This is a genomic window from Amycolatopsis sp. NPDC057786, from assembly GCF_042797905.1.
Lineage (GTDB): Bacteria > Actinomycetota > Actinomycetes > Mycobacteriales > Pseudonocardiaceae > Amycolatopsis.
In genome coordinates this window covers 43,630-54,787 of sequence record NZ_JBHVKW010000018.1, presented here as the reverse complement: position 1 = coordinate 54,787, position 11,158 = coordinate 43,630, and the positions used below count along the sequence as shown (strand labels likewise).

At 64.6% G+C, this 11,158-nt stretch carries 13 protein-coding genes; all 13 read left to right on the top strand.

All coding sequences use genetic code 11. The features are described from left to right. The first annotated feature begins 1,152 nt into the window (after nt 1-1,152). The 13 genes from ACFVM3_RS13490 (at nt 1,153) to ACFVM3_RS13430 (ending at nt 10,406) form a co-directional block, all read left to right on the top strand. A complete protein-coding gene (locus ACFVM3_RS13490; protein WP_378438439.1) occupies nt 1,153-1,917 on the top strand; it encodes a hypothetical protein in 765 nt (254 codons plus the stop codon). 43 nt (nt 1,918-1,960) lie between these two features. Then, on the top strand, nt 1,961-2,368 hold the full coding sequence (locus ACFVM3_RS13485; RefSeq protein ID WP_378438437.1) for a hypothetical protein: 408 nt from the start codon (nt 1,961-1,963) through the stop codon (nt 2,366-2,368). 105 nt (nt 2,369-2,473) lie between these two features. Then, nucleotides 2,474-3,478, top strand: coding sequence for a DUF932 domain-containing protein (locus tag ACFVM3_RS13480; protein WP_378438435.1), 1,005 nt, complete (start codon nt 2,474-2,476; stop codon nt 3,476-3,478). 133 nt (nt 3,479-3,611) lie between these two features. Beyond that, nucleotides 3,612-4,214: a hypothetical protein gene (locus tag ACFVM3_RS13475; protein ID WP_378438433.1), complete on the top strand. Its 603-nt coding sequence runs from the start codon at nt 3,612-3,614 to the stop codon at nt 4,212-4,214. 89 nt (nt 4,215-4,303) lie between these two features. Further along, nucleotides 4,304-5,356, top strand: a complete 1,053-nt coding sequence (locus ACFVM3_RS13470; protein ID WP_378438431.1) for a DUF3560 domain-containing protein — start codon at nt 4,304-4,306, stop codon at nt 5,354-5,356. A gap of 99 nt (nt 5,357-5,455) precedes the next feature. Next, entirely contained in the window at nt 5,456-6,019 is a 564-nt protein-coding gene (locus ACFVM3_RS13465) for a hypothetical protein (protein WP_378438430.1), read from the top strand. A gap of 63 nt (nt 6,020-6,082) precedes the next feature. Continuing rightward, complete coding sequence (locus ACFVM3_RS13460; RefSeq protein WP_378438428.1) at nt 6,083-6,757, top strand: hypothetical protein; 675 nt, start codon at nt 6,083-6,085, stop codon at nt 6,755-6,757. 224 nt (nt 6,758-6,981) lie between these two features. Then, the gene (locus tag ACFVM3_RS13455; protein WP_378438426.1) at nt 6,982-7,242 is read left to right on the top strand and encodes a hypothetical protein; all 261 of its coding nucleotides are present in this window, start codon (nt 6,982-6,984) and stop codon (nt 7,240-7,242) included. Nucleotides 7,243-7,295: 53 nt separating this feature from the next. Next, nucleotides 7,296-7,640 carry a hypothetical protein gene (locus ACFVM3_RS13450; RefSeq protein ID WP_378438424.1) on the top strand — a complete coding sequence of 115 codons (345 nt, stop codon included), beginning with the start codon at nt 7,296-7,298 and terminating at the stop codon, nt 7,638-7,640. A 172-nt stretch (nt 7,641-7,812) separates the two neighbouring features. Further along, on the top strand, nt 7,813-8,091 hold the full coding sequence (locus ACFVM3_RS13445) for a hypothetical protein (RefSeq protein WP_378438422.1): 279 nt from the start codon (nt 7,813-7,815) through the stop codon (nt 8,089-8,091). Between the two features lie 6 nt (nt 8,092-8,097). Continuing rightward, nucleotides 8,098-8,577 carry a hypothetical protein gene (locus ACFVM3_RS13440; RefSeq protein ID WP_378438420.1) on the top strand — a complete coding sequence of 160 codons (480 nt, stop codon included), beginning with the start codon at nt 8,098-8,100 and terminating at the stop codon, nt 8,575-8,577. A 213-nt stretch (nt 8,578-8,790) separates the two neighbouring features. Beyond that, nucleotides 8,791-10,023 carry a tyrosine-type recombinase/integrase gene (locus tag ACFVM3_RS13435; protein WP_094865214.1) on the top strand — a complete coding sequence of 411 codons (1,233 nt, stop codon included), beginning with the start codon at nt 8,791-8,793 and terminating at the stop codon, nt 10,021-10,023. Further along, complete coding sequence (locus ACFVM3_RS13430) at nt 10,020-10,406, top strand: helix-turn-helix transcriptional regulator (RefSeq protein ID WP_094865216.1); 387 nt, start codon at nt 10,020-10,022, stop codon at nt 10,404-10,406. The genes ACFVM3_RS13435 and ACFVM3_RS13430 overlap by 4 nt, the downstream gene beginning before the upstream one ends. Nucleotides 10,407-11,158: the final 752 nt, after the last annotated feature.

Sequence of the window (11,158 nt, the reverse complement as noted above, 5' to 3'; positions counted from 1 at the left end):
CGGTCGCTGGCTGCCGCTGTGCGGGTCGCGGGCGCGGTCGCTGGCTGCCGCTGTGCGGGTCGCGGGCGCGGTCGCTGGCTGCCGCTGTGCGGGTCGCGGGCGCGGTCGCTGGCTGCCGCTGTGCGGGTCTTCTCTTCCTCTGCGTCTTCCCTGCTCAAGGGCCCGAGCGGCCTGAGCGGCAAGGCCGGCGCCAAAGGTAACGGCGAGATAACGGAACCCGCCTGAAGCTTGAAAGTGTCTAGGCAATGTGTCAACCTAGACATGTAACCAAGACAGACCGGAGCGGATGGGACAGAGAAGGGCGTGAGGACCGGGACACGGCGTCCCGCGAGCGATCTCCTTCCTTTCTCTTCCTTAAAGGTTTGGTCGTTACGAACCATAAGACCCGCACAGCGCGGGCAGCGGCTTGGGCCGCGCGGACAGCAGCGAAACCGTGCAGGGCAGTAGTGGGGAACGACGCGTAGCCAAACGCGCATTTCTAGTCTGAGATGCGTAGTAACTGCGCTTGCAGCCCCGTTATGTGAATCCCTTGCTATAGAGCGGAGTAGCGCGCATAAAAGGCATGCCTGTCAGAGGTGTGTCCCCAAGATAACTACATGGTGGTCTAGCACCGACAAACGTCACAACGTGTGGGCGTCCGGATTGTGTAAAGCGGTTGCCGACATTGAACGACTCTCTCAAGCGCGTCGCGTTTTTTCTGTTCATAGCACGCTATGTCTTACGGGCATGGTTCCCTGCGTTGTGTACTAGACATAACGGCTTCCCCTTGGGGAGGTTCAGGGAATGCGCTACCGGCTGACCGGGCGCTATCACTTGCGATTACGCATTGCACGGACATAGAAGATGTTCCCCTTTGCATGACTCGCGCCTGATGTGTCCACATTTCGGCCCGTACCAGTTCGCAACTGGCTTGAACCGCCAAACAACATGCAACTACAACAAGATTGGAGAATCTGTCATGACTCGTCAGGACTTCAAAGAGATTGCGGATTCCGTACGTCGGGAAGTTGCCGCCGACGACGAGCGAAAAGCGCTCGCCGACGCCTTGTGTGCGTACTTCAAATCGGTAAACCCTCGATTCAGTCGCGACCGTTTCGTTGCCGCATGCGGCCTGTGATACGTACTCATCCGCACCCGCTGGGAGTGTCCATCATGAATAACATTGAAATTTCCCTGTCCGACGATGCGCACCTGTACTTCAGGCAGAATTTCCGCTACGGGACATGGGATGGCGAAGACTGCGCCCGAGGTAATGACTGGTCCGGTTTCGGATTCGTACTCGGATCGGGCGGTGATCCGCTGTCGATTCCTGGCGACTACGTCACCGGGCACCAGTGCGCCCATTTGGCGGACGTGTCCAATGCGCAAGCGGCAATGCGGCTCATGGAGGAGGCGGCACCAGGTAAAGCGGCAGAGTGGTACGGGCTTCTTGCCTGCGACTACGGGGATTCCGCCGCGCGTGAGGCTGCTACCCGTATCGGCGCCTCTCTCGCGGGATACCCCCTGCTCGACGACGAAGACCTGTCCGAACGGGAATCGGAGAACGCCGCGCGCGTTCTGGTCGATTCCTACGATGTTCCGGAAGGCGTCGCGGCCGACGTTGTGTCCGCGCTGAGCGATGACGGACAGGGCTTGTGCACCGACTGTCACGGCTGGGATATCGACCACATCATGTCCAATCTGGGCTATCGGGAATGCACTGAATGCGACAAGTGGCTCGCGACAACGTTTGATGAGCCGCTGCATTACGACTGCGCCGAATACTACGCAGAAGACGACTGCGAATGCATTTCCGTCATGGTCGACGGATACCGGCACGGTAATCACACCGTGACCATGTCCGACGTCCGCGAAACCCTGCGCGGTTGCGAACACTGCTACCCCGTTGTCTACCCCTATGGCAAAAACGTGGCGTAGCGAACAAGTCAACCGCGCAACAAAGATCGAGGGAGACGCGCCCGTGAATACCAACAATCAACCCGCCGGACATGAGCGGGACCGCCAGTATGTGATCTTCAGTGACTATGCAGACAGGAACGGAGTCCAGTGCGCTTATCAAGCACTGTCCATCCTCGCCGCCGACCATGAGCTTATGGTGAGCCTGGTCGTTCGCTATCTCGCCGAATCAGGACCGGATGGTCACGAACAGCCCGGCGACGAATCAGTATTCGCCTACGCCACCGAACACGGACACATACGGGTCGTTCTTCGATGGCGCGGATTGTGGCGCGGGTTGGCGTTCTGTTCGGTCGAACCAGATGAAACCGAGGTATGGCATCGACATTTCACCGATGCCGAACGATGGCTTACGCAACGCGCCGTACTGAACCAAGCGGAAGAAACCATGAAGTCTCACTACGGCGACTAGGCACACCGTGTTGTGTCGTTTCGGTGCCGCGCGCGTTGGCGCGCGGACGCCGTGACCGCATAACGGGTTTCCCGTATCACCTCCGATAACGAAAGTGGGTTCGTCATGTCCAAAGAAACCAGCGAATGGCTCAACAACAACGTTCTGATCGGGTTCACCGACAAGCGCGGGCACGCGTGGCACTACCGGGCTTCCGCGCAGGGCAGCGAGCCGAACCATTACCCCGGCGCTATCCCGGTCGCCGACGTGCAGCGCCGACTGTTCCACTGGACTGCCGAACCGGAACCGGTGCTCGTCGCGGGCAAGTTCGGTCTGCGCCGCGTGCCGAACAAGCAGGCCATTACCGCATCGGATACCGGGGACGTCCTCGGGATCTTCGCCGACGGGTACACCGTGCACCAGTACCAGGAATGGCTGCTCGACAAGGTCGGCACGATCCTTGACGACGGTCTGTCGATCGGTTCCGCGGGCCTGCTGCGCGACCGCCGACAGGCATGGGTGAGCGTGGAAGTGCCCGAGAACATCACCACCCCGGAAGGGGTGGAGTTCCGGCCGAACCTGGTCGCCTGCACCAGCCACGACGGCAGCCTGGCCACCACCTACAAGCGAACCGTGACCAACGTGGTGTGCGACAACACGATGGCGGCCGGTCTGCGCGAGTACGGCCAGCAGTTCAAGGTCAAGCACTCCAAGAACGGCAAGTTCCGGATCGTGGAGGCCCGCGACGCGCTCGCGATGGTCCACACCGTGGCCGAGGAATTCGCCGCCGAGGTCAAGGCCCTGTGCGAAACGACCGTGACCGACCAGGCATGGCGCGCCTTCCTGGACGCACACACCCCGGTGCCCGAGGAGAAGGGCCGCGCCCGCACCACCGCGACGAACGAGCGGGCCGCGCTGACCCGGTTGTGGAACAGCGACAACCGCGTCAGCCCGTGGCGCGGTACCGCGTGGGGAGTGGTGCAGGCCATCAACACCTACACCCATCACGAAGCGATCGTGCGCAACGCCTCCCGCGCCGAACGCAACATGTCCCGCGCGGTGGACGGCAAGGCCGACGCGCTCGACCAGGAAACCGTGACGACGCTCGGCAAGGTGCTGGCTTCGGTCTGAAAAGGAGCGTCGCCGCTTCGGTGCCCGCGCGGCCATGCGCCGCGCGGGGGCCGTGGCCGCGAGATGGCCACAACCGGCGCCCGGAACCAAAACCAGTGCACACAAAACCCCGACACGGGAAGGAAACCAACCCATGGACATGCAGGCATTCGCGGCAGCGATGGCTGAAGCGCTCGACGGAACGTGGACGATCGAATCGGGCTACCACGGTCAGCGAGACCGCTACCTCATCGGCCCAGACGGCGAACAAGTTCACGTGTGCTACTCCGACTGGGAGAAGACACCACGGCTCAGGCTGTCCGCCAGCCTCCCGGCCAAACTGGCGACCATCCGGCACCGCCACGGAAACCCGGTGCCATCACACGAAATTACGGTGTCACGGGCCAAGACACCGGAAACCGTCGCCGCCGAAACTGCCCGGCGACTGCTGCCCGGCTACCGGGTCACCCTCGCGGAAACCCGCGAGCTGAAACAACGACTCGACGACCAGGCCGCCGCGCGCGACCGGCTCGCGCACGCCATCGCGGACCCGCTCGGCGCGACCGTCCAAACGCCCGGCCCCAGCCCGCTCGGCCACGACCCGCAGGAAGCCATCGTGCACTACCAGGGTCCGCTGGCCGGCACCGCCACGGTGCCCCGCAACGGCGGACACGTGGCGTTCGCCTTCTCGGTCGCTCCGAGCGAGGCCGCCCGTGTCGCTGCGTTCCTGGCGACATTCCCGCGAACGGCGGGTTGAGACCAGGACCACTGACCCGCCCGGATTTCGGCGGACCGAACAAGACGGCCCGCACCACATGCGAAATGAAATGAAGGAGGCGCATCGCCGTGTCCCTAGGAACCCTGACAATCCACCACGACTACGAGTCCGGCACGACCGTCGAGGGAACCACTCGTAACAGTCCTGCGCACCTGGCGCTGAAGGCCCATCCGTCGTGGACCTGGTCCCGCTACGCCACGGCGTGGCTGCTGCGATCCTCTCGGCATCGGCAGTCCAAGCCGTACGCCCTCGCCGAGATCGAGCGCGTGCTCACCGAGGCGGGCTACACCGTCGAGCGCGACATCGACGACACGATACCCAGCGTCGAGCAGCAGGAAACCGATCTCGCCGACCGGATGGACGACCGGGTCGACCGGCTCACCGAGCGCTCTGGGAAGCATCAGGCCAAGGCCGACGCCACGCGGGCGAAAGCCGACTACGTTTTCCACAACATCCCGATGGGCCAGCCGCTGCTGGTCGATCACTACAGCTACAAGGCCGACCGCAACCGTCGCGAGCGCGCGTGGAACAACCTCGGCAAATCCATCAAGCAGGGTGAGTACGCCGACGAGCTGGCGCGCCGCGCCGAGACCGCGTCGCACCACATGGGCGCCCGCCACAACCCGGTTACCGTGGCCAACCGGATCGAGACGCAGGAAGCCGACCGTCGGCGTCTTCAGCGCGAACTCGACGGCGAACCGGCCTGGGTGACCGAGACCGACGAGCACGGCCAGCCGCGGCACCGGTGGGGTATCCGGCACCCCGGCGAGGAGCGCGCGGTCTACCTGCGGCGCGAAGTCACCACCCTCACCGAGCAGATCGAGTACTGGAAGGGCGTCTACGCCCAGCTTCAGGCGGAGGGCAAGGCGTCCACGCTGGGGCCGGACACCGTGAGCAAGGGCGACTGGGTGCTCTGCAACGGCATGTGGATGCGGATACGGCGGGTCAACAAGAAGTCGGTGACCGTGCCGAACCCGGTCTTCCCACCGCCACGGCCCGGAGAGAAAGAGGCCACCTGGACCGTCGCCTGGCACAAGCTGCGCGGCCACCGCACCACTGAGCAGATGCCGCCGGAGGTCGTCGAGGCGTACGAGGCGCCAGGCACCGACCGGATCAACTGATGCACGTACTCCGGAACCCGACCCACCGACGAAATATGGGCCACCGCGCACGCAGGCGCGCATCTACTCATTTCATTCCCAACAGTAAGGGAAATCGCCATGAACACCACGACCATCGCACCCTCGGCCACTCGACTCGACTGCGGACATGTTCCGGTGCCCGACGGAATCGGCACCGGATTCGCGACCGACTCCGCTACCGGCGCGACCGCCTGCTATGCCTGCGCCGACGAACGACAGCGCGACGCACTCAACCACGCGACCCGCTTCGCCGCCTACGTCTCCTGCGACAGTGCCACGCTCACGACCTGGTCCGGCGGGCATCTCGCCACCATCGACCCGGCCGACCGGCACCAGACTGGCGAACGAGCCACCACGCCCACCGGGCACCGCTGGACCCGCTTCACCTGGCACGCCACCGACAACGATGGCGGCAGATGGTTCGGTGTCAACGGTGGACCGGGCCTCGTGGTCTTCCTCCGCCGCCTCCGGGTGTGCGCCTGGCAAACCGAATTCGGCGACGGCCGCTCGCCACGCTACTGCCACCGTCGCGCAACCCAACAGGCCAGCAGCGCACCGCACACCCTCTACTGCCGCCAGCACGCCCGCATGGCGCGCGATCTCTACGCCTGGACCACGCAGCCGATCACCACGACCCGATAACCCCTTTGTGTAAGGAAAGGATCTGCTATGTCCGCACCGAATCTCATCGCGACCGATGGCGAGGTGTACGTCGCGCTCGCCGACACCACGCAGGTTTTCCCGGCGATCGTCGAAGACGAGCGTTGGAGCGGGTTCGCTGTGCCCCGGTTTCGGCGCACTGCCGCCGACGCCATTGCCTTGTGGCTCAACACGATGCACGACGACGATCCCGAAGAATGGCCCGACACGGCCACTTTCGACGGCGACGTGCTGACGGTCCTCGAAACCGAGGAGAACTGGCCGGGCCGGGTCGAGCCGGACGAGGACGACCGCTACGCGATCGGCTATCGCGGGTGGTGCAGGGAACTCACTGCCCCGCCAACCGATTCGCTGGCTGATGCCGGTCTTCTGGCCGACTTCGCCCGGCTCGTGCCCGAGGACGACGAAATCCTGGTCACGATCAATATCGACGGCACGGACCCCGCCTTTCCCGCGCTCGCCTCGGAGATCCACGGGTGGAGCAGGGCCGGATGCCCACGCTTCCGGCGCACCGTGGCCGAGGTGGTCGTCGCGTGGATCAGCGACACCGCTCGCAAGTACCCCGAGGGATCTGACCTCGCCTACTGGGAGGGCGACACGATCGTCATGGTCGACCACCAGGCCATCGGCGAAGACGGATACCTGCCTGCCCGGATCACTGCCGCCGATGACGGCCGCTACTCGATCGGAGCCACCTTCGAGTGGGAGCGCGCCGACTGACTCCGACCGGTAGCCGACCACGACGCCGGACGGCCCGGCCATCGCGGAAAGAGGGGGCCGTCTCTGACGGCCCCTCCACTTTTCACAGCCACACCTTTAACCGCGCGGCTGTGCCGCACAGATGACAGATCGAACGACAGCGGAAACAGAGGAAAGCCATGCATGCCAACTCAAATCGAGTACGTCCCCTCGGGGTCGTCGCTATCGATGAACTGGACCCGGCGATGTTCGCAGGTGACGGTGAGCCGCGGGACACCGCCAACCGCGACGACATCATTCACGACAACACCCGTAAGGCCGGATTCGCGGCAACGGCCATCAACGCCTATGCCGCACAGGTCGGCGGCTATGAGACCTTCCACGCCCTCATGGGCGACTTCGTCGCGGACCTGCACCACCTTGCCGACGCCCTCGACGTCGACCTCACCGCCGCCATCAGCGACGGCCGGGACGACTACCTGGCCGAGATCGGCACCGATCGATAGCCGCCGAACAACGACAGGTCCGGCGGGAACGGAAGAAAGGAAGGAAAACAGCAATGACGGAAGCGAAACTGATCAAACTCACCAACGATAACGTCCGGGCGCTCAGGGAAACGATGAGTAGCGAGCAGGCGGCACACGTCCGGCTGACCGCGACCACTGCTGTCTTCGAGATGAGCGCGAAGGAGGCCGCGATCATGGTTTCCTACTTGAAAAGCCAGGCGGCCCAGGATCATGGAGCCACGGGTCACCCGTACAAGTCGCTCACGGCCGTGCGACGGAAGCTGGAAGCCCTCGAAGCCTCCGAACAATCGGCAACCGCGTCCGCGCCCTCTTCGCCGCCCGCGCAGAAGGCGCCGAAGGAACTGGCCGAACTGCTCCGCCTGGACAGCAACGAGTAGTAGGCCGGGTTGCCTTCGCGGTCGACCGAAAGCCGCCAGCATCCTGGGCACGAACCACGCACGCGCATCCTGGCTCGTTGGCCGCACGGCCACATCGATGACAAACAATTCGCCCGTGGGGACGGCATCCGATGTCGTCCCCACGGGCTCTCTGTCCTGATTGGAGATCCTTATGAGCGCCCAAGAATTCCGTATCTCGTGGACATTAATGCAGAAATTCGCGATGACACTCACTGTGGACGAAGCCCGCGCAGTCTTCACGCACGATCCGTCAGCCGTGAACCGGGACGTGGACCTCGCCCGCGAGCAGCTCGCAGTGAGCGCGACGATCGAAGGGCTGCGGGAGCTGCTACAGAAGAACCCGGCTGTTCTCGACGACGCGAGGTGTTCTGTGGAGGACGACGAGGTCGAGCACGTGCGCCGCCTCGACAGCATCGAGATCGTCGGGTGATCGCACATGGGCCACCATCACGACTACCACGAAATGCCGGATGATCCGAACCTGACTGGTTACGACATCATTCTGGTGAATTCCAGTGGCGGCAAGGATTCCCAGGCCATGCTCGACGTCGTCTGCCGCCGCGCGGCTGATGCGGGAGTCCTGGACCGGATCACGGTCCTGCACTGTGCGCTGGGACGCGTCGAGTGGCCAGGAACCGCGGACCTCGCTAGGCGGCAAGCCGTTCACTACGGTGTCCGATACGAGGAGCGCCACCGCGAGCAGGGAGACCTGCTGACCCAGGTACGCCAGCGCGGGCGCTGGCCGTCGGCCACAGCTCGCTACTGCACCTCTGACCAGAAGCGTGGCCCAGCAAGGAAACTCATCACGCAGCTGGTCAACGAGCTAGGCGCGATCGACCGGCCCGCTCAGGTGCTCAACTGCATGGGCCTGCGTTCCCAGGAGTCTCGCGCGCGTTTGAAGAACTGTGGGCAATGATGCGCAGGACGCATCGCCGCGCGATTGATGCGGACCGCCATCTCGGCGGTGTCCGTTCCGTTCGATGTCGAGTTGTAGCACACGGCACGACGCGCCGTGGTGGCGCCACGCTGCACGTTCCTGAGACTGGTGTACTGTACCCATCACTGATGCGCTGAGCGCACCAATTGGGCACGAGTTGGCGGCACCTGACGATGCGGAGCGTGATTGTCGATGGTGAGTCGGCTACGCAAGCCAGGCGGGGGCGACGCCGCTGTCGCGGGGCTGGCCACGCTGCATGTGGTGCCGGGTGTGCCGATGCTGCGGCCAGCGGAGGCGGCGTTCGAGAAGATGCTGACCGGCTTCGCCCAGCACCAACGCGCCCGTCGCCTGTCGATGGACACCATCAAGGAGCGGGAACGGGTTGCCCGCCAGGTGCAGACGTTCGCGGACGCCTACCCTTGGGAGTCGTCGTGGAACCGCGCGCTGTTTGATCGGTGGTCGGCAATGCTGGCCGACTCGAAGGCCGCGTCCACGATGTCCAGCTATCAACTGCATCTGCGGCATTTCCTGACCTACATCACCGACCCCGCCTACGAATGGCCGCAAGTCTGCCTGGAACTGTTCGGCACCTTCCCGGCCAACGCGATCCGCGATCTGAACTCGGTGCGCCATTCCCAGGAATACATGGGACGTCCGAGCGGAAACCGGCCGCTGACTCGGACCGAAACCAAAGCATTTTTCGGGCAGATGGATCCGGAGATCCGACGCTTGCAGGCCGAGGGACACAAGGGTGCGCTCGCCGCGGCGCGCGATTTGGCACTATTTAGCGTCGTCTACGGCTGGGGCCTCCGCCGGCGAGAAGCTGCTCGACTGGAAACCCACGACTGGCGGCGTCAGGCCAAGCTGCCCGAGTTCGGCGACCACGCGGCGCTGGCTGTGCGATGGGGCAAGGCCAGCGCCGGGCAACCCCCGCGGCGGCGCACGGTGATCTCGGTCTGGCCGTGGGCCGTGCAGACCGTCCAGTTCTACATGCACGACATTCGACCGTTGTTCTACGTCGATCGGGACGACGACGGAGTCATGTTCCCCACCGAGCGCGGTGAGATGATATCGCTACGATCGGTGAATGATCGATTCAAGCATTGGCGCGAGTTGGCGCACCTGGCGGACTATCTGTCTCCCCATTGTTTGCGGCACACGTACGTGACCAGGCTTATCGAATCGGGGTACGACGCCCAATTTGTCACTGACCAGGTTGGCCATTCCCATGCGGCGACCACTGCTATTTATACTGCCGTCAGTAGCGATTTCAAGAATCTTCAGGTGCGGCACGCCCTGGACGCTGCCGAGGAGGACGCCTTGCGTCGGGCGTGTGCGCAGGCCGAGGCGGAGGCCGATATGGACGACGCCTTCGACGATCAGGAACCGCCACGGTCGTCCGCGAACCGGAGGAAGGCGCGATGAAGGCTGTCTCCACTCCCGACCCTGGCGATCAGCCGCGGGTCGAGCTGGAGGCGCTGCAGCCCTGCTACGAGTGGCGGCTGCTGCAACTGATGGCGGTGCGCAAGAGTTGGACCACGACCACCAAACTCATCCCGGAGCTACGCAAGCGCGGCTTCGTGTTCGATCGCAGCTCCATCTACCGGCTGGTCAAGACCGACAAACCGCCGAAGATGTCGGTCGAGCTGATCCTGGCGCTCTGCGAGATCCTGGAGTGCCGCTTCGAGGACCTCGTGGTCAGGATCGAACCGGCGGACCAGGGCGTGTCGGCAACTCCGAGCGGTCCGCGACCTGTCCTGCCGGACGGACCGCTGCTGTCGGCCAACTTCTTCGACGCCGAGAGCTGACCGACGAGGGGCGCTGACGGTGAAGGGCAGAGGAGTCTGCGCTGAATGCCACCGCGACCGGGCTCTGGTCACCAGGGGGCTGTGTCACACGTGCTACCACCGCAGTCGGGACAAGGAAACCTGCTGCGGTTGTGGTCGACTGACCGTCCCGGTTGGACGCACGCCCGAGGGCGCTTGGTGTCAGACCTGCACAGGCAAGCGCAGAGCCGAGCCCTGTTCGGCGTGCGGTCGTACGGGACGGATAGCCGCTCGCCGCAACGGGTTGCCGGTGTGCTCGCGGTGCTGGCAGCGCGAACGACGCGTGCCACAACCCTGCTGCGTGTGCGCGCGGACACTGAAGTCCACCAAGAACACCCCGCAGGGCCGGATGTGTTACACCTGCCACCGCAAGACGCTGCCCCGTGAGCCGTGCTGGGTCTGCGGAACGGTCGCGTTGCCCGCCGCCCACACTGATGAGGGGCCGTGGTGCGAGCGGTGCCGCCAGAGGCATCTGGCCGAGCCGTGCTCGCGGTGCGGGCGAACGGCGCCGATCGCTGTCCGCGACCAGGGGCACCCGGTGTGCAAGGCGTGCTACCAGCGTGAGCATGCCCGGCCGCTACGCCGGTGCCTGGATTGCGGTGAGGACAAACCGGTCAGTCGGGTCACCGAGGACGGGCCGCTGTGCGAGAAGTGCGACCACCGGCGGGCGCCAGTGGTGCTGTGTCCACGCTGCGGCAAGACCCGCAAGGTCGGCGTCCTCTCGACCGGGGTCT

Bases quoted from the DNA above. Each gene is read 5' to 3' on its own strand.
- ACFVM3_RS13480 (WP_378438435.1), top strand. From the start codon at position 2,474: ATGTCCAAAGAAACCAGCGAATGGCTCAACAACAACGTTCTGATCGGG.
- ACFVM3_RS13475 (WP_378438433.1), top strand. From the start codon at position 3,612: ATGGACATGCAGGCATTCGCGGCAGCGATGGCTGAAGCGCTCGACGGA.
- ACFVM3_RS13430 (WP_094865216.1), top strand. From the start codon at position 10,020: ATGAAGGCTGTCTCCACTCCCGACCCTGGCGATCAGCCGCGGGTCGAG.
- ACFVM3_RS13490 (WP_378438439.1), top strand. From the start codon at position 1,153: ATGAATAACATTGAAATTTCCCTGTCCGACGATGCGCACCTGTACTTC.
- ACFVM3_RS13435 (WP_094865214.1), top strand. From the start codon at position 8,791: ATGGTGAGTCGGCTACGCAAGCCAGGCGGGGGCGACGCCGCTGTCGCG.
- ACFVM3_RS13450 (WP_378438424.1), top strand. From the start codon at position 7,296: ATGACGGAAGCGAAACTGATCAAACTCACCAACGATAACGTCCGGGCG.
- ACFVM3_RS13455 (WP_378438426.1), top strand. From the start codon at position 6,982: ATGTTCGCAGGTGACGGTGAGCCGCGGGACACCGCCAACCGCGACGAC.
- ACFVM3_RS13445 (WP_378438422.1), top strand. From the start codon at position 7,813: ATGAGCGCCCAAGAATTCCGTATCTCGTGGACATTAATGCAGAAATTC.
- ACFVM3_RS13465 (WP_378438430.1), top strand. From the start codon at position 5,456: ATGAACACCACGACCATCGCACCCTCGGCCACTCGACTCGACTGCGGA.
- ACFVM3_RS13440 (WP_378438420.1), top strand. From the start codon at position 8,098: ATGGGCCACCATCACGACTACCACGAAATGCCGGATGATCCGAACCTG.